22 protein-coding genes are annotated in these 17,074 nt (G+C 63.4%); 16 read left to right on the top strand and 6 right to left on the bottom strand.

Features of this window, described 5'->3' with window-relative positions:
- Positions 1-127 precede the first annotated feature (127 nt).
- Both SG26_RS03645 and SG26_RS03640 read right to left on the bottom strand, forming a co-directional pair.
- Positions 128-637, bottom strand: coding sequence for a hypothetical protein (locus SG26_RS03645; RefSeq protein WP_014040930.1), 510 nt, complete (start codon positions 635-637; stop codon positions 128-130).
- The gene (locus SG26_RS03640) at positions 634-936 is read right to left on the bottom strand and encodes a UPF0175 family protein (protein ID WP_004517029.1); all 303 of its coding nucleotides are present in this window, start codon (positions 934-936) and stop codon (positions 634-636) included. Before SG26_RS03640 ends, SG26_RS03645 begins: the two co-directional genes overlap by 4 nt.
- A gap of 144 nt (positions 937-1,080) precedes the next feature.
- Here SG26_RS03640 and SG26_RS03635 point away from each other — a divergent pair, with 144 nt between their 5' ends.
- A complete protein-coding gene (locus tag SG26_RS03635; RefSeq protein WP_014040928.1) occupies positions 1,081-1,917 on the top strand; it encodes a pantoate kinase in 837 nt (278 codons plus the stop codon).
- Between the two features lie 60 nt (positions 1,918-1,977).
- Entirely contained in the window at positions 1,978-2,706 is a 729-nt protein-coding gene (locus SG26_RS03630; protein ID WP_014040927.1) for a DUF2103 domain-containing protein, read from the top strand.
- Positions 2,707-2,727: 21 nt separating this feature from the next.
- Here the strand turns inward: SG26_RS03630 and SG26_RS03625 are convergent, their stop codons facing one another.
- Together SG26_RS03625 and SG26_RS03620 are read right to left on the bottom strand one after the other, a co-directional pair.
- Positions 2,728-3,372, bottom strand: coding sequence for a hypothetical protein (locus SG26_RS03625; protein ID WP_050036867.1), 645 nt, complete (start codon positions 3,370-3,372; stop codon positions 2,728-2,730).
- 35 nt (positions 3,373-3,407) lie between these two features.
- Positions 3,408-3,632 (bottom strand): hypothetical protein, encoded by a 225-nt coding sequence (locus SG26_RS03620; RefSeq protein WP_008312705.1) that lies wholly within the window; start codon positions 3,630-3,632, stop codon positions 3,408-3,410.
- Between the two features lie 75 nt (positions 3,633-3,707).
- Between SG26_RS03620 and SG26_RS03615 the strand changes: the two genes are divergently transcribed.
- The 3 genes from SG26_RS03615 to SG26_RS03605 all read left to right on the top strand — a co-directional run bounded on the left by SG26_RS03615 (position 3,708) and on the right by SG26_RS03605 (position 4,536).
- Positions 3,708-4,016, top strand: a complete 309-nt coding sequence (locus SG26_RS03615) for a 50S ribosomal protein L37ae (protein WP_004591489.1) — start codon at positions 3,708-3,710, stop codon at positions 4,014-4,016.
- Positions 4,017-4,042: 26 nt separating this feature from the next.
- Positions 4,043-4,177: a DNA-directed RNA polymerase subunit P gene (locus tag SG26_RS03610; RefSeq protein WP_004517024.1), complete on the top strand. Its 135-nt coding sequence runs from the start codon at positions 4,043-4,045 to the stop codon at positions 4,175-4,177.
- A gap of 107 nt (positions 4,178-4,284) precedes the next feature.
- A complete protein-coding gene (locus SG26_RS03605) occupies positions 4,285-4,536 on the top strand; it encodes a KEOPS complex subunit Pcc1 (protein WP_014040924.1) in 252 nt (83 codons plus the stop codon).
- A 64-nt stretch (positions 4,537-4,600) separates the two neighbouring features.
- On the opposite strand, the gene SG26_RS03600 is transcribed toward SG26_RS03605, so the two are convergent.
- On the bottom strand, positions 4,601-5,203 hold the full coding sequence (locus SG26_RS03600) for a metal-dependent hydrolase (RefSeq protein WP_023843365.1): 603 nt from the start codon (positions 5,201-5,203) through the stop codon (positions 4,601-4,603).
- Positions 5,204-5,278: 75 nt separating this feature from the next.
- On the opposite strand from SG26_RS03600, the gene SG26_RS03595 reads away from it, so the two are divergent.
- The 7 genes from SG26_RS03595 (at position 5,279) to SG26_RS03565 (ending at position 12,197) form a co-directional block, all read left to right on the top strand.
- On the top strand, positions 5,279-5,920 hold the full coding sequence (locus tag SG26_RS03595; RefSeq protein ID WP_014040922.1) for a hypothetical protein: 642 nt from the start codon (positions 5,279-5,281) through the stop codon (positions 5,918-5,920).
- 17 nt (positions 5,921-5,937) lie between these two features.
- Positions 5,938-6,543, top strand: coding sequence for a hypothetical protein (locus tag SG26_RS03590; RefSeq protein ID WP_014040921.1), 606 nt, complete (start codon positions 5,938-5,940; stop codon positions 6,541-6,543).
- Positions 6,544-6,780: 237 nt separating this feature from the next.
- Positions 6,781-9,549: a PAS domain S-box protein gene (locus tag SG26_RS03585; RefSeq protein ID WP_050036866.1), complete on the top strand. Its 2,769-nt coding sequence runs from the start codon at positions 6,781-6,783 to the stop codon at positions 9,547-9,549.
- A gap of 156 nt (positions 9,550-9,705) precedes the next feature.
- Complete coding sequence (locus SG26_RS03580; RefSeq protein ID WP_008312718.1) at positions 9,706-10,065, top strand: hypothetical protein; 360 nt, start codon at positions 9,706-9,708, stop codon at positions 10,063-10,065.
- 80 nt (positions 10,066-10,145) lie between these two features.
- Positions 10,146-10,907, top strand: a complete 762-nt coding sequence (locus SG26_RS03575; RefSeq protein ID WP_050036865.1) for an aldo/keto reductase — start codon at positions 10,146-10,148, stop codon at positions 10,905-10,907.
- Positions 10,908-11,050: 143 nt separating this feature from the next.
- Positions 11,051-11,881, top strand: coding sequence for a halorhodopsin (gene hop / locus SG26_RS03570; protein ID WP_044951950.1), 831 nt, complete (start codon positions 11,051-11,053; stop codon positions 11,879-11,881).
- Positions 11,882-12,014: 133 nt separating this feature from the next.
- Positions 12,015-12,197, top strand: a complete 183-nt coding sequence (locus tag SG26_RS03565) for a hypothetical protein (protein ID WP_014040916.1) — start codon at positions 12,015-12,017, stop codon at positions 12,195-12,197.
- Positions 12,198-12,620: 423 nt separating this feature from the next.
- Here the strand turns inward: SG26_RS03565 and aspS are convergent, their stop codons facing one another.
- Positions 12,621-13,925: an aspartate--tRNA(Asn) ligase gene (gene aspS / locus SG26_RS03560; protein ID WP_050036864.1), complete on the bottom strand. Its 1,305-nt coding sequence runs from the start codon at positions 13,923-13,925 to the stop codon at positions 12,621-12,623.
- Between the two features lie 193 nt (positions 13,926-14,118).
- Here aspS and SG26_RS03555 point away from each other — a divergent pair, with 193 nt between their 5' ends.
- The 4 genes from SG26_RS03555 to SG26_RS03540 all read left to right on the top strand — a co-directional run bounded on the left by SG26_RS03555 (position 14,119) and on the right by SG26_RS03540 (position 16,973).
- A complete protein-coding gene (locus tag SG26_RS03555) occupies positions 14,119-15,018 on the top strand; it encodes an ABC transporter permease subunit (protein WP_050036863.1) in 900 nt (299 codons plus the stop codon).
- A complete protein-coding gene (locus SG26_RS03550) occupies positions 15,015-15,764 on the top strand; it encodes an ABC transporter ATP-binding protein (protein ID WP_050036862.1) in 750 nt (249 codons plus the stop codon). Before SG26_RS03555 ends, SG26_RS03550 begins: the two co-directional genes overlap by 4 nt.
- On the top strand, positions 15,761-16,333 hold the full coding sequence (locus tag SG26_RS03545; RefSeq protein WP_014040912.1) for a hypothetical protein: 573 nt from the start codon (positions 15,761-15,763) through the stop codon (positions 16,331-16,333). The genes SG26_RS03550 and SG26_RS03545 overlap by 4 nt, the downstream gene beginning before the upstream one ends.
- A gap of 148 nt (positions 16,334-16,481) precedes the next feature.
- On the top strand, positions 16,482-16,973 hold the full coding sequence (locus SG26_RS03540) for an Lrp/AsnC family transcriptional regulator (RefSeq protein ID WP_014040911.1): 492 nt from the start codon (positions 16,482-16,484) through the stop codon (positions 16,971-16,973).
- Positions 16,974-17,074 lie beyond the last annotated feature (101 nt).

Genomic DNA, 17,074 nt, shown 5'->3' with positions numbered 1-17,074 from the left:
TTGGGGGCCGCACTGTTAAACCCACGCTTTCAAGTCCAGCAGCGGGGTGGCAAGGGGCTGAGAGCACAGTCGTTCTGTCGAAAACCCGGCGCTAAAAGACATGAACCCACTATTCGCGGCAGTGAACTCAGGCGACCTCTCCAACCGCCCGCTCCCGTAGCTCCCCGGTCAGGTGCATCCCGTGTTGATCAATCCGCCTGACGATCCGCTTCGCCTGGGTCGGTTTGAGGTACTTGTCCTCGATAGCGGCCCGGACCACGACGCCGAAACTGCTCGTCACCTCTGCCCCCAGGCCCTGCGCCATCCGGCGGACAGTGCGGTCCTCGGAGACGACGGCCACGGCGGAGCGGTCGTCGCTGTCGCGGTGGGCTAGCACGCCGGCGAGCACCGTCACAGCGGCTCCGAGATCGGAATCGCCGAGCAGGGACTCGGCCTGGTCGACGTAGTCCTCGTCGACGCCGGTGTCGATGCCGTTCTCGCGGTACTCGGTCAGGTTCGTTGCGGTCGGTTCGACCTGGACCTCGTCGATGACGGGCTCGGGAATGACGATGTCGCCGTCGAACGCGTCCAGCAGCGACAGTTCCCCCACCTGTCCCAGCGAGTACAGCGACGTCGGCCCGACGTAGATGCGGGTCATAGCTCCGCGGCCGTGTCGGCGTCGAGCTCCAAGTCGGACAGCTCAAGCTGCGTCGTCAGGTTTCGCTCGCGGGCCACGTCGAGCCACTCGGCGATGGAGAGGTCCGCAAGCTGTGCGGCTTCGGCCGCCGACACGTCGCCGGACTGGTACTGCTCGACGGCGACGCGGAGCCGGAGCGTTTCCAGTCCCTCCCGCAGGGCTTTCCGAATCGTGGTCGACCGGTCCTCGGAGAGCAACTCGGCGACGTCGTCCAGTTCGTCTTTCTCTTCACTCGGGAGCCGCGCGCTGATTGTCGGCATGTTTTCACAGTCATCTCGTGTAAACATACATCAAACTACGGGTCGGAGAATCGCCTGTCGGTCTCCTGAAACTCTGGGCGGAGCGTGTGCGGACGGAGCGGGCGACCACCAATCCTTAACGCCACTGGGTCCCACGAGGAGGCAATGACCGACGAAGCACACGCGTTCGTCCCCGGCCACATCACGGGCTTTTTTACCGTTGACCGTGGCGATGACCCGATCGAGACCGGCTCCCGCGGCGGCGGGCTGGCCCTGTCTGACGGCGTTTCTGTTACCGTCAGCCGCGGGGCTGAAACCAAGATAACGCTGAACGGCGAGGAAATCGAGGTGGAAGCCGTCGAGCGAGTGCTGGACGCGCTGCGAACCACGGCGACTGTCACTGCTGAAACGCCGCTCCCGCTCGGGTCGGGCTTCGGCGTCTCCGGCGCGCTGGCGCTTGGCACCGCACTGGCGGCCAATGCCGTCTTCGGCCACGGGCTCTCGTACAACGAACTGGTGACCATCGCCCACGGCGCGGAGGTCCAGGCCGGTTCCGGGCTCGGCGACGTTGTCGCGCAGGCCCGCGGCGGCGTGCCGCTCCGGCTCGAACCCGGCGGGCCGCAGTTCAACTATCTCGACGCCATTCCGGCCCGCAGCCGCATCGAGTACGTCACACTCGGGGAGCTATCGACGGCGGATGTCGTCGGCGGCGACACGGACATCCTGACAGCTGCCGGCGAGCGCGCGCTCTCTACCGTCGTCAAGGAGCCGAAACTGTCGACGTTTATCCAGGCCTCCCGGCAGTTCTCCCGTGAAGCGGAGCTGCTGACGCCGGAGGTGAAAAGCGTCATCGACGACGTGGCCGAAGCGGGCGGGGACGCCGCGATGGCGATGCTCGGCGAGACAGTGTTTGCGCTGGGGACCGGCCTCACCGACGCGGGCTACGATGCGACCGTCGCCGCTATCTATCCGCCCGGTGCGACCATCGAAGACGAGGGCTGACCACACGTCGCAAAACCACCGAACCGGCTTCCTTATCAGCGCGCAGCCGTAGCCACAGCTATGGACTGTCGGCAGTGTGCCACGCCGCTCGACCGACCGGGCGACTACTGCCTGGTCTGTCACACTGCCAATACGGACGCCGTCGTCCTCGAACTCGACCGCGAGCGGGCGACAGTGACCTCGCTGCTGGACGGGTCGGTCGTCGGCCAGCGGACGGTGACGACGACGCCGGAGGGCGAGGGGAGCGACGAAACGGTCGTCGTCGAGCTCCGCAACTTCGCCGGCCTCGTCGCGGACGAGGTGCGACGGAAACGACCGGAGGAGGTGTACGTCACGGGCGACCGCGACGTCATCGCCGCCGTCCGCCCGCAACTGCACTACGAGTTCTTCCGCGTCGAGGGCGACGACCCGGTTCAGCGGGTCATCGACCGCCAGGGCGAGCCCGCGCTGGAAGTGGTCGACGCCGCGCCCTCGGAGAAACTCGGCGGGAGCCACTCGACGCTCATCGGCGGCCGGTCGGGCCAGCGAGTCATCCAGACCGTCGCCGGCCACCCCCACGTCAAGAAGGTCATCCCCGGTCCCATCGACGCTGGCGGCGCGAGTTCGCCGACGGGCGTCCGAGCGAAGGCGACCCGCGCCGACGCCAACGGCAACGTCCGGGTGCTCATCCGCGACGGCTCAAGCGTCCAGGAGAACCGCGTCGTCACGACGGCCGGCGACCGCGAACTGGGCGAACACGTCCGGGCCGATCTGAACGAGGCACTCAAGGAAGCCGAACTGCAGGAGTAGCACCCGCGCCGGGACCGGTTGTCACGCCACGACAACGCCGACAACGAGCACAGCGGCTACCGCGGCTCCAACGACACCAGTCCGGTGAACAGCCGGTAACGCCGTCCGCACGTCGAGTACCATCGGACCTGCATGGAGCGCGGCGAGCGCCAGATAGCCGGTCGGGGCGACCAGCGGAAACGCGACGGCCCCGATAGTCAGCAGACAGAGGCCGACGACGCCCGCTCCGAGGTAGCCGCGTCCGCGCGCGGGCTGACCCGCCCCTTTCAGAACGCCGCCGGTCCAGCAGTAGCCGATGGCCGTCGCGCCGACCCACGCGTGCCAGTACGCCAGTTGTTCGGGGACGACACTGAGGAGGCCGCCGACCGTCAGCGCCGTCGCAGTGGTGTTGACCGTTCCCCAGGCGAGCATCGCGTCGGAGAAGCGGACCGAGTCCGGTGCGTGCAGGACCGTCAGGCCGACGAAGCCGCCGATCAAGACGACCCACAGCACCGTTGCGAGCAGCTGGCCGTTGGCGTGGTCGAGCCAGGTGAGCGCCTGGGTGCCGCCCCAGCCGAGCAGTCCGGCTGCTGCGCCCGAGAGCAAGAACTCCGAGGCCGTAAGCCGCCCGCTCGTGGCCGGTGCGACCCGCTGGAGGCGACTTCGAAGCCCGTCGAACGCTGCCATCGACCGACGGTTTGCCCGCCTCCCTCTTGAGTTCTCTAGGCTAGCTCCGCGGTCAGCAGGAGAATGCTGGGCGCGACGAGCAGGACCATACCGGCGAGTATCAGCACTGCCGGCACGACGAGCAGTCCCATCTCGGTGAACAGCCACAGCCCGAGCCCGCCCAGCAGCGCGACGAGACCGACGATTCGCACGAGCCATGTGACGATACCCTCGAACCCGGAGTCCGCGACGAGGTCGACGACGTCGAGTAGCTCGTCCATGTCAGTCGGTCGTTGCCGGCCGGGCCTGTTAATCCCTGTGGCCGTCGGTCGACCGGGCCGCATCTCGAAGGCCTTATGTGGCCGCTCGGCGGACAACAGACCACTATGGCTAGCAAGAGCGGAAAGACCGGCAGCTCGGGCCGTTTCGGCGCTCGCTACGGTCGCGTGTCCCGACGCCGCGTCGCGGAGATCGAATCGGAGATGAACGAGGACCACGCCTGTCCGAACTGCGGCGAAGACCGAGTCGACCGCCAGGGGACGGGCATCTGGCAGTGCAGCTACTGTGACTACAAGTTCACCGGCGGCAGCTACAAGCCGGAGACGCCTGGCGGCAAGACCGTCCGACGCTCCATTCGGGCCGCACTGTCCGAAGACGAGGAGTAAAGGACCCCCGTTCCAATCTCTCAACTATGAGCTACAAGTGTTCACGCTGTAAGCGCGACGTGACGCTGGACGAGTACGGCGGCGTTCGCTGCCCGTACTGCGGACACCGCGTCCTGCTGAAGGAGCGGTCACCCGACGTCAAAGAGATCAACGTCAACTGAGACTGTCGGTACGCCGTTGACGGTCGACGGCCGACTGCGCCACGTTGCAAACGGCTTTTCTGGGGCAGTCCCGCGACTGATACGACGACGCTCCCATTTCGAACAGTATGACTGCACCACATCGGACCCACCTGACTGCGGAGTACGACAACGCCGACCGGGCTCGCGCCATCGAGCGGAGCATCCGTCCCGAAATCGACGACATCGAGGGGGACCGAACGACGGCGCGCCTCAGCCGGGACGGACAGCGGGTCGAACTCACGGTCGAGGCGAGTGATCTCGTCGCACTGCGGGCCGGAATCAACACATGGCTGACGCTACGCGGCGTCGCTGAAGACGCTGTCGCGGGACCGCAGTGAGGAAAGCGGCGCGGAAATAACGGCGGCGTCACAGAAATATCGGAAACGGGTCAGTAGCCGAGCGCTACTGCCGGTAACGGTCCGGGACGTGGGCCGAGATCGACTCGGGAACGTTGCCAAACACGACCGGGGCCAGGGTTGCCAGTCGACGCCGGAGGAGGCTGTACGTCGCACCGGTGACGAGGGCCGCGGCGACGACCCACCGGAACGGCCCGTCTAGAACGACGAACAGCGGCGAACCCACGAGTACCATCAGCCCCACATCCGACGGTGCACCGTCGTACTGTATCCATCGCTTGGGCGACCGCCATTGCCCGCGGACGTGGTCGTACACGGCGCGTTCGGACGTGCCTTCCCACGGGCGGAGTTCAAGGCCGCCGCCGTACCGGTCCATCCGGCAGTGGAGGGCAGCGCCCAGCAGTACGAACGTGAGCGCAACGAGCAGCGGTGTCTGGAGGATAGCGGCGAACCCGGCGGTCGGGAGCGCCGCGAGCGTGTACCCGCTTGGGTAATGCAGCGTACGCCGATGGCCCGAGTACAGGTCGAGGTCGGGCAAAACGCCACCGACGAGGCCGCCAGCGAGCGCTACTGCGGCGTGGTCTGGCGCAAGGACGAGCAGCGGTGTCGCGATTGCGAGCCCCGCTATCGCGTGCGTCGGCAGCATCATATACCTGTACAAGGGGCCGTAGCCGGTATAAACACGTCGCTGGGTTTATTCTCCGTCGTACCCCAGTCCACTGCAATGAGCGATGGTGCCGGCCGTCCCGACAGCAGTCTCGGGGCTATCGACCTCGATGACACGTTCGAGAAGCTCTTTCGTGACGGGCGAACCAACGCGATCATCGCGTGGGTGCTCGTCGCGATTCTCACGGCTGTGTTCGTCGAAAGCGTCCTCGATATCGACTACCAGTGGATACTGCTCGTCGGTGTCGTCGGCTTCGTCGTCCTCGTGCCGCCGGTGGCGTTCCGCGAGTGGCGCGTCATGCTGCCCTGGGAACTGCTCTTTCTCGCCTGCCTGCCGATCCTGGTCCGCGGCCTCGTCGGGGGGACGGTCGGAACCTTTGCCACGTATCTCTCGCTGGCAGCGCTGTCGCTACTCGTCATCGTGGAACTGCATATGTTCACCGAGCTGGAAGTCACACACTGGTTCGCCGTCTGTCTCGTCGTCTTGACGACACTCGCCGCCGTGGCGGCCTGGACGGTGTTCCGGTGGAACGCCGACCGGTTTCTCGGGACGTCGTATCTCACGACCAACGAGGCGCTGATGACCGAGTGGCTGTACGTCACCCTCGCCGGACTCGCCGCGGGTGTGTTGTTCGATGGCTACTTCAGACGGCGGGACCGCCGCCTCTGGCGTGGTCTCCGACGGATGGTGCGGCGATGAGGCTGCCCCGACCGTCGATGCGGAACCAGCGGCGGATCACCCGCGCGATGCAACTCGTCTTGCTCGGGCTGGTCGGCTACGGCATCGTCGCCGGCCAACCGAAGCCGATCACGAACGGCGGTATCGGCCTGCTCGTCACGTTTCTCCCCGCAGTGATGCGGCGAAACTACAATCTGGCCCTGGACCCGTGGCTCGCCCTCTGGATCACGACCGCGGTGTTCCTGCACACCCTCGGGTCGGCCGGGCTCTACGGACAGATCGGCTGGTGGGACCACCTCACCCACGCGATGTCAGCCTCGCTCATCGCCGCGTTCGGGTACACGACGGCCCGGACCATCGACCTCCACAACGATTCGATTCACATCCCCAAGCGCGTCTTCTTCGTGTACATCTTCGTCGTCGTGCTGTCCTTCGGCGTGATCTGGGAACTGTTCGAGTTCGCGCTCGACATCGTCGCCACCGAAACGGGTGTCACGATGCCGCTGGCGCAACACGGCCTCGATGACACGGTCCGGGACACGATGTTCAATTCGCTCGGGGCGTTGCTGGTCGCGGCGTTCGGACAGGCTCATCTCACTGACGTCGCCGAGACCCTCCGGGAGCGGCTGTTCGTGCTCGACTGACGCCGAAGCGTCACCGGCCCCGTTACCCGAGTGACAGCTAACGGGGACGTGGTGGCTAAATACGGTGCGTCATCGGTCCGAGCGTTCTCTGTCCGATGGGCTACGACAGGAACCGTGTGTTATCCCCGATGGGGTAGCCACTGTGTCGGCGAACGTGTCGGATCGTTGTCTGGAGCCGCTGTGGCCGCCGAACAGTTATTATGCCTCAGTAAAGTGGTTGAACAGCATACCAGGGCGATGATTGGGAATGGCCTCGACGATGTCGCGTTTGCGGGAGCGAGACAGACCGGCGCTGCCAGTCGAGACATCGAAGTCGTGTATCTCGACTCCGACGCGACGGCACGAGAGCAGATACACGAGGTTCTGGCGGATCACAGCGCCGAGATGACGGTGACGAGCGTGGCAACGACGGATGCCGCGTTGGAAGCTGCCGCGTCGACAGCGGTCTCCTGTCTCGTCCTCGACCCGACTGGACTGGGCGATATCCCGGCCCCACTGGTGTCGAACGACCGCTACCCGGTCGTCCTCTACACCGACGCCACTGCCCCGGACAGCGCTGCGACTGTCTTCGACGATGCAGAGACGGTCGTCAGGAAACAGGGGGACGGACAGCCGACGTTTCTGGCGGAGAAGATTGTCAGCGTCGTGTCGGCGTCGGCCGATCGGACCGAGTCCGCGCTCCGAGATGCGCTGTCCGGAATCGAATCGCGCGCTGAAGCGAACGAAATCGCTGTCCTACTGGCGGATGACGGAACGGTACACTGGTCGAGCGACTCGGTGTCGACGTTCGTTGACCGCCTCGACGATACCCGCCGGGTCGAGGGCTTTTACGACGCCATGCGGACGGCACTCCCCGACACGCCCGGCGGCCGTCGACAGCTACAGCGACTCCGGGACGCCCCGACCGAACCGGTTGCGGTCCGGGTTCCGGGTAGCGACCGCGACCAGTACCTCCTTCGACACGGGCACGAGCTACCGGACGCCGCAGGGGGACTCACGCTCGTCCTACTGCGAGACATCACCGAAACCGCCCGGCGTGATGCCCGCACGGCGCTGCTGGATCTCCTCGTCGAGCAGGCACAGGACGGCCTCTACACGCTCGACGAACGGGGTGTCATCGACTTCTGTAACGAGTCGTTCGCGGCGAACCTCGGGTACGAGCCGGACGAACTGTGTGGCGAACACGCCTCGACAGTGCTGGCCCCCGGTGAACTGTCGAAGGGGCAGGCGACTGTGGAAACGCTGCTCGAAACGCCTGAGAAGGAGAGCACGACTGCCGATCTGACGTTCTATCGGAAAGACGGTACCGAACGGGAGGTGTCGATCAACTATACGCTGATTCACGACGAAGCCGGCAACTACAGCGGGTTGATCGGCGTCGCTCGGGACATCACGGAGCGCTGTAACCGCGAGCGGGAGTATCAGGAGATGACTGAGCGATTGAATCTCGCGCTCGAAGGCGCGGAACTCGGCGTCTGGGACTGGAACCCCAAAACCAACGATGTCACCTTCGACGAGCGCTGGACCGGGATGCTCGGCTACACCACGAACGAACTGGAGCCACACTACGAGACGTGGGCCGACCTCGTCCATCCAGACGACCTCAACCGAGTGGAACAGGCGCTCGCGGAACTGAAGTCCGGGGAGACCGATCTGTATCAGAGCGAGTTCCGGATGCGGACAAAAGACGGGGACTGGCGATGGATCCGGGACATCGGGAAGGTGTTCGAGTGGAACGACGACGGCGAGGCGATCAGGGCCGTCGGGATCCATCAGGACATCACCGAAGAGCGGAAACGTCAGGATGCGATCGAACGACAGCGCGACGAACTGGCGACACTCAACGGGGTCAACATGCTCATACAGGATCTCATTCACGCTTTGGGTGGTGCCGCGACTCGCCACGAGACTGCAGAGACAGTGTGTGAGCGCATTGTCGAATCGGACCTCTGTGAGCTAGCGTGGATCGGTGAGCGAGCCGGCGCGGACGATAGACTCGTGCCGAAAACGGTAGCCGGCGACAATAGTGACGTTCTCGACGAACTCATCGTTAGTGACGGGAACGACCAAGTGCTGTGTGAAACAGCCCTCGTGACAGGTGCGGTCCAGACGATACAGGACTGCGGCGACCCGTCCGAATTCAAGCAGTGTGGGGCCGCTGCTCGCGAGCAGGGGTTCAAGTCCGCCGCAGCGATTCCACTGGTTCAGGGAAACACCGTCCACGGCGTTCTCTGCGTGTACGCCGACCAGCCAGCGGCGTTCGGCGGCCGAATAGCTGACAGTTTCGCTGTCCTCGGCAAGATGGTCGGGTACACGCTCGCCGCGGTCCAGAACAGGCAACTCCTGTCTGACGATACCACGCTCGAACTGACATTCGAATCGGAATGTTCCGACATACCCCTTGTCTCGGCAGCGAATGCGTACGGATGCCGAATCGAGGTCGTCGAATCTGTCGATACCGAGCCGACGCATCTCCTCTATGTCTCCGTCGACGAAGGGCCGCCCGATGCAGTCTCTGCGCATCTCTGTTCTCAGACGGAGATTCTCGGTTCGCGGGTCGTCCGTGCAGACGATTCCAGCGGCATTATCGAGTTGCAGGTTACAGAAACCGTCCAATCGCTGCTTCTCGATGTCGGTGCCCGCTGCCGGACTGTGGTTGCCGACGACGGGGCGCTCTCTATTACTGTCGAGGCCCCGCCGGATGCCGACTCCCGGGCGATACGGGACGCAGTCTCCGACCGGGTGCCTGACAGCACGCTGACGGCAAAGCAGGAGTGCGACCGGACAGACGACATACTTGACACCGAAACGGACCCACGCAACCACCTGACTGACCGCCAGAAGGAAGTCCTCCGCACGGCCTTCCTGACGGGCTACTACGCCTGGCCCCGAGATACGAACGCCGAGCAACTGGCAGAGAGGCTCAGTATCGCATCACCGACGCTCCATCAGCATCTCCGGCGAGCGCAGCGGAATCTCATCGACGCTGTGTTCGATATGCAGTGATACGCGCCGGTGACGCTGTTGGCAATTACAGCCAGCGTGTTCGACGGGTACCTAGCCGTCTAGGTACAGAGTTAATAATATTGGGGGCCATTAATTTAATGCGCGTAAATGAGTAACCAAAGGAATGGAGGGTCTCAGAGTGACCAGTGGTGTGGGATGACGCCGTCGGACAGAACGCTGTCTACGGCGGATGTAGACGACGTGTTCGAGGTTTTGGCTGATTGGCGACGCCGTGCCGTCTGTCACTACTTCGCGAGCGGTGACCAGACGGCCGCTGACGTCACGGCGCTAGCCTCGGCAATATCGGAGCATGGGGAGACGAGCACGGTCGACGCAACAGATACGTCACCCTCGACGATCCGAACGCAGCTCGAAGAGGAGCACCTGCCAGTCCTCCATCGGATCGGGCTCATCGACTACGACGAGCGAAGCGGCGCAGTGAAGTACTGGGGGTCCCCGACCGTAGAAAAGTGGGCTGACCACGCGGAAGCTGTCACGCAGCGGACCGACTTCTAACCGACCGGCGGGCCGCATCTGGGGGGCTGTGGCCCGTCGGAGCCGCTACTCCTTTTTAACGGGGGTCCGAACGCCGGAGCATGGACCTCCCGCCAGTCGGACTCGGCACGATGGGTATCGAGGACGAGGCTGTCGTTCGGACAGCCATCGACTGTGGCTACCGCCACCTCGACACCGCTCAGATCTACGATAACGAGAGTACTGTGGGTGCAGGCATCGCCACCGCCGACACCGATCGGGCTGACCTGACTGTCGCGACGAAACTCTGGATCGACGCCCTTGAGCCGACCGCTGTCCGTCCGAGCACGGAAGCCAGCCTCGACCGACTCGGTCTCGACACCGTCGACCTCCTGTACGTCCACCGCCCGCGTGGCGACTACGACCCAGAAACGACGCTGCCCGCTGTCGAGTCCGTGCGCGAGGCGGGACTGACCGAGCACGTCGGGCTCTCGAACTTCGAGCCGGACCAGTTGACTGTTGCGCGCGAGCACCTCGATGGAATTGCTGCACACCAAGTCGAGTTCCATCCGCTATTCTGGCGCGAACCACTGCTCGCTGACGCCCAGAAACACGGCTACCCGCTGGTCGCGTACGCACCGCTGGCGGGCGGTCGCGTGTTCGAGGAGCCGACTGTCGTCGACATCGCGGACCAGCACGACACGTCGCCGGCCGCCGTCAGCATCGCCTGGGTGACCAGCTACGAGAACGTCGTCACAATCCCGAAGGCGTCCTCCCGACCCCATCTCGAAGCCAACCTCGCCGCTGCCGACCTGGAACTGACCGACGCCGAAATTGCGCGCATCGAAGCCATCGAACGCGAAAAAGAACTGTTTCCTGAGTGATGCTTGCCCGGAGCGGTTAGCTGTTGGCCGTTTTTCATATCATTCTCGCGGAGTGAGCGTTCCTTTCCGAAGTCTGAATATAAACCGAATACCGATACCGTTTGGCCATACGGTCTTAAGTGGTCCTTTCGTATATTGAATGTATGACAGCTGCCAGTACCACTGCAACGACAGTACTCCAGGCGACACAGTCAGATGTGCTCCAGGAGATACAGTCGAATTTCCTCCTGAACTCATCGCTCTGGGTGAACATCGCGCTGGCGGGCGTGGTCATCCTCCTGTTCGTCGCGATGGGTCGGGATATCGAGTCGCCTCGCGCCAAACTCATCTGGGTTGCGACGATGCTGGTTCCGCTGGTCTCGATCTCCAGTTACGCCGGTTTGGCCTCGGGCCTGACAGTCGGCTTCCTGCAGATGCCGCCGGGCCACGCTCTCGCCGGGCAGGAAGTCCTGTCACCGTGGGGCCGCTACCTGACGTGGACGCTCTCGACGCCGATGATTCTCCTGGCGCTGGGCCTGTTGGCCGACACCGATATCGCGTCGCTGTTCACCGCAATTACGATGGACATCGGCATGTGCGTGACCGGCCTCGCCGCCGCGCTGATCACCTCCTCGCACCTGTTGCGCTGGGTGTTCTACGGCATCAGCTGCGCGTTCTTCGTCGCGGTGCTGTACGTCCTGCTCGTCCAGTGGCCGGCCGATGCGGAGGCCGCCGGGACAAGCGAGATATTCGGGACGCTCAAGCTCTTGACCGTCGTGCTGTGGCTCGGCTACCCGATTCTGTGGGCGCTGGGCTCCGAAGGGGTGGCCCTCCTGAGCGTCGGCGTCACCTCGTGGGGCTACTCCGGGCTGGACATCCTCGCGAAGTACGTCTTCGCGTTCCTGCTCCTGCGCTGGGTCGCCGCTAACGAAGGCACCGTCTCGGGGTCCGGGGCGAGCATCGGCTCCGGCGGCGCGGCTCCTGCTGACGACTGAGTAGCGTATCGAGACGTGAGCAGTATTCGTCCTGCCTGCGTCCCCGCAGCTATATTTTGACCGTTCTCCATCCCTGCCCGCACAGTAGCAGATGCAGAAAAGATAAGTTATGTCGGCCAAGCGACTAGTCTGTATGCCCTCCCCTTTCGAAAACCCAGCCCTTCGCTACGGTATCCCACTGGTCAGCGCCACGGTCGTCGCGGCTGTCGCGTTCCTCTTCTTGGAAGGGACGATACGGTATGTCGCACTCGGGATCGCCGCGCTCGAAGTTGTGGTTGCGCCACAGATTCTGAAACAGGCGGCGGCGAACGCATAGTTGGGGACGGGTCGTACTCCCGTCCTCGTGTCGGTCCGATAGAGTGTGTCGATCCGCGGCTATCCCTCAAGACTTGCCGAACTCAAACCGCTGCGAGACAGTGCGCTCGCGTATCGCTACGCTCGCGCTCGCTGTTTCGAGGTTCCTATGGAGAGATTCGCTGTCGGTCCTACGGGACTCACTGCGTTCGTCCCGCTGGCTCTCAGGTCTCGCCGCTCACGGGTCGTTCCTCCCCGTCGTCGGGCGGTGGTACCGCCCGACTGCCTGCGGGACCTTCGGTCCCGCTCTGCTCGCGATTTCGAGGGTCTTCCCTGCAGTCAGAACCTCGCTTCCTACGGGCTCAGACGCTGGCGATCTCGCGGGAACACTGTGAGACTTGCTCCGCTCGCCTCACAAGCTCCCGCTCAACAGTCGCGTCGTCGCCTACGGCGACAGACGCTGTCGGTCTCGCGGGAACAGCACCGCTTCCCGGATGTTCTCCAGCCCGAGCATCGTCATGATGAGGCGCTCGCCGCCGAGGCCCCAGCCGGCGTGTGGCGGCATACCGTACTTGAACATCTTGGTGTAGTATTCGAAGGCTTCCGGGTCCAGCCCTTGCTGTTCGAATCCTTCGACGAGGTGGTCGAAGCGGTGCTCACGCTGGCCGCCTGAGACCAGTTCCATCGACGGGTGCATCATGTCGAAGCCCGTCGAGACCTCCTCGTCGTCGTCGTGGTCCTTGATGTAGAACGGCTTGATCTCGCTGGGCCAGTCGGTGATGAAGTAGTGCTCGCCGACTTCCTGCCCGAGGACGTGCTCGGCCTCCGTCGAGAGGTCGTCGCCCCACACCAGCGGCTCGTCGAGTTCGCCGGTGGCGTTGATGCGGTCCAGGGCGTCCTCGTAGGTGAGTCGCGGGAAGTCGCCCTCGGGGGCCGCGAACTCATCTTCGAGGCCGAGCGCTTCCAGTTCGTCCTGACAGTTCTCGGCGACGCCCTCGTAGGCGGACCGGACGACGTGTTCGCAGGCGTCCATCGCTTCGGTGTGGTCGTAGAACGCCGACTCGAAGTCGATGGAGGTCGCCTCGTTGAGGTGTCGCGGCGTGTTGTGCTCCTCGGCACGGAAGATCGGGCCGATCTCGAAGACGCGTTCGAGGCCGGAGCCGACCATCAGCTGCTTGAACAGCTGCGGGCTCTGGTTCATGAACGCTTCCTGCCCGAAGTAGGTGATCGGGAACAGCTCGGTGCCGCCCTCGGTCCCCGTGGCGACGATCTTCGGCGTGTTGATCTCCGTGCAGTTGAGTTCGCGGAACGCCTCGCGGACCGAGCGGAGGACTTCCGCGCGGATCTCGAAGATGGCCTTCACTTCCTCTTTGCGGAGGTCGAGCGTCCGGTTGTCGAGGCGGGTCGGCAGTTCGGCGTCGACCTTCCCTGACGGGTCGAGCGGCAGTTCGGGGTCGGCTTCCGAAATCACGTCGACCGACTCTGGCGTGACTTCGACGCCGGTCGGTGCGCGCGGCTCCTCCTCGACGTCGCCGGTGACCGAGATGACCGACTCGCGCTGGACGTTCAGCCCCGTCTCCACGAGGTCGTCGTCCATCTCGTCTTTCTCGAACTTGATCTGAATCTTTCCGGTGGTGTCCCGAAGGATAAGGAAGGCAATACCACCGAGGTCTCGGATCTCGTGGACCCAGCCGGCGACGGTGACCGTGTCACCCGGCGTTGCGTCCGCCGTGTAGGTTCGGTTTTCCATGGACGTTGGTTCTTGTGGGCCTAACTTAAGAACAGTCTTTCGAGGCGAGGGCGCAGGTCCCTCTCGGACGCGGTTGGTCTCGGGACAAGACGCCATTGATGATCAGGTCCGGCCGAATCGATAGCTCGGTGCCGTGTAAACAGAGTAGCCGTTGACAGTGTGTTTTATATGATACACTTTCAAACCCGCCAACATGGCCCTCCCCCGATGGTTTCCCGTCGCACGGAAAGAGGCAGTCGCGTTACTCAAATCGAAAGGAACCTGGATACTTGCGCCCCTGCTCGTCGTCTGGGGGTATGGTCCCACCTACCAGAGTTGGGACGTGCTTGGCCCGAACGTCACGGTTGGCTTCGTTCAGGTGGCCGGGTCGTTTCTCCTCCCGCTGGGTGTCCTGTTACTCACGTATCGGTCGATTATTCAGGAGCGCACGTCGGGCAGTTTGAAATTCCTGCTTGGACTGCCCCTCACGCGAACTGATATTCTCATCGGCAAGGTCTTCGGTCGGAGCGTCGGGGCTGTGCTCCCGTTTACCCTCGCAACAGTTATTCTCGGCGTGATTGGCGGTGTCAAGTTCGGGCTGTTCTCCCCGTTACGTTTCATCGGCGTGTTTCTGGTGACAGTGCTGTACATCGTTGTGCTCGTGTCAGTCGCAACAGCGGCATCGGCAGCCACGACCAGCACAGTCCGTGTCACCAGCGTACTCTTCGGCGGTTTCTTTCTGCTGCTGACACTGGGGTGGAAAGTCGTTGGTGTCCGTCTCTACCTGGCTGTGACCGGCAACGCAGTCAATCCGCTCGAACCGCCGGCTGACGGTCTGTTGTTCGCTATACTTCGGCTTTCGCCAGGTCGAGCGTACCGAACTGTAACGAACTGGATACTCGGACTGGCGAACTCCGGTGGCCAGTACACGTCAGTCATCGACGTGCTGTATCCCGGTATCTCAACCAACGAGTACGTCGTTGATGCAGCCTTTAGTGGACAGCCAGTTCCGGTCTACCTTCACGAATCGCTCGCCCTCGTCGTACTGCCTTTCTGGGGTGTCGTCCCGCTGGCACTGGCCGGCTATCGGTTCAAGCGAGGTGACCTCGCATGACACCGCCGGCAATCGAGACCGACGGGCTTTCGAAGCAGTACGGCGAGACTGTTGCGCTCGATGCGCTGAACATGACCGTTGCACAGGGCGAGGTGTACGGCTTCCTCGGCCCGAACGGTGCCGGCAAGTCGACCACGATCAATCTACTGATGGACTACATCAAACCAACGTCGGGAACGGCCCGCGTTCTCGGCCACGACCCGTGGAACGATGTCGTCGCCTGCCACCAGCGTGTCGGTATCTGTCCCGACCGCTTCGAGACGTATGCGTCGCTGTCTGCGCGGCGGCACCTCGAACTGGTGATCGATACGAAGCGTACGGACGACGACCCGCGAGCACTGCTCGAGCGCGTTGGACTGGCCGACGCTATCGAAAGACCCGCTGGCGAGTTCTCACAGGGGATGGAACAGCGGTTGGCACTCGCGATGAGTCTCGTCGGGGAGCCGGACCTCCTGATTCTCGACGAGCCGTTCACCGGGCTCGACCCCCACGGCGTCGCGCTGGTGCGAGATGTTGTCGAAGCCGAGTCCGAACGCGGTGCGACGGTGTTCTTCTCCAGTCACGTCCTCGGGCAGGTCGATCTGGTCTGTGACCGTGTCGGGATCCTCTATGAAGGGGACCTCATTGTCGAAGGGACCCTGCCGGCGCTCCGGGACACCTGTGACCTTTCGTCTGACGCGACAGTCGAAGACATCTTCATGACACTGACTGACGGCTCCGATCACGCCGAGGCGGTGGACGCATGAACCGCCGCCAGTATCTGGCTGTATCGACGGCAGCGCTGTCCGGTCTCGCCGGCTGTCTCGGCGATACCGAGTACACTATCTCCAGCGTTGAAACCGAAGATGATTCGCACCCGCTCGCACTCGACGTGACAGTCGTTGACCGGGATATCGAGATCGAAAGCCCCGGTCGGCTGGACATAACCCTCCGAAACACTGGGACACAGGACCTCAGCATCAAGAACACCGGCGTCTGGCCACTCGGGGTGTTAGGACTGGTTTCAGCAGGCGATTCGGGGTCACTCGACATCTTACTACTGACTGACGAGTATGCGGAGGTAGATACCGTCGAGATACGGCCAAACGGAGCGAACAAAGACAACGCCCCACTCACCGGAACGCTGGAGGCTGGTGAATCCATCGAGCGGCAGTACGAACTCATCGGGCGGCGGGTTTCAACTGCCGGCACGTACACGTTGCAGGGCTACTTTGACGAAGTCCCCCTCTCCTACCGCACGGACGAGGATGCGGACTGGGTCGCGTACCACCCGTCAGTATCCGTGACACTCACCGAACAGTCGGTGCTTCCCTGAGACACAGCGGCGTCTGTGTCTCGAATCCACATAGCGAGTCCCTGTGTTGCTGGCGAACCACAGCGGAGTGTCGAGGACAGTCGGGCGATACCAAGGCGTCGGGACAATATCCTGAACCTTTGTACTGGTAGCCGCCGAAACAATCGACATGGCCGACGCGGAGTACCCTATCGACGATCTGGACCGGAACATCATCTACGCGCTCCAGCAGGATGCGAGACACACGTCGGCGAGTGAGATCGCTGAATCGCTTGACGTCTCCGCACGAACTGTTCGGAATCGCATCACAAAGCTCGAAGAGGCCGGCGTTATCGCCGGCTACGATGTCGATGTCGATTACGAGGCCGCGGGGTACCAGCTCCATACGCTTATCGTCTGTACGGCACCGATCCACGAGCGCGAGGAGGTCGCACAGCGGGCGCTCGACGTGTCCGGCGTCGTTGCCATCCGGGAGGTCATGACCGGGGCCGACAACGTCCACGTCGAGGTGGTCGGAACCGACGGGAACGACCTGAGCCGAATCGGCAGGGACCTCAACGATATCGGACTGGAGGTCGTCGACGAGGACCTTATTCGGAACGAGTACACCCGGCCGTTCCACCAGTTCGGGCACGACGATACCGAGGGTGAGTCTAAATAGTATAATCTTCCGAAAGGTGATTATATATCTATAATAGTCCGGAATCGGAATCATCTTCTAGATATTTATCGGCTTCCGGAACCAATGGGTGGATACCGGTC

Origin of the sequence: Haloarcula sp. CBA1115, assembly GCF_000827835.1 — an archaeon.
In the GTDB taxonomy this organism is placed as follows: Archaea; Halobacteriota; Halobacteria; order Halobacteriales; family Haloarculaceae; genus Haloarcula; species Haloarcula hispanica.
This window is presented reverse-complemented; position numbering and strand designations above follow the sequence as displayed.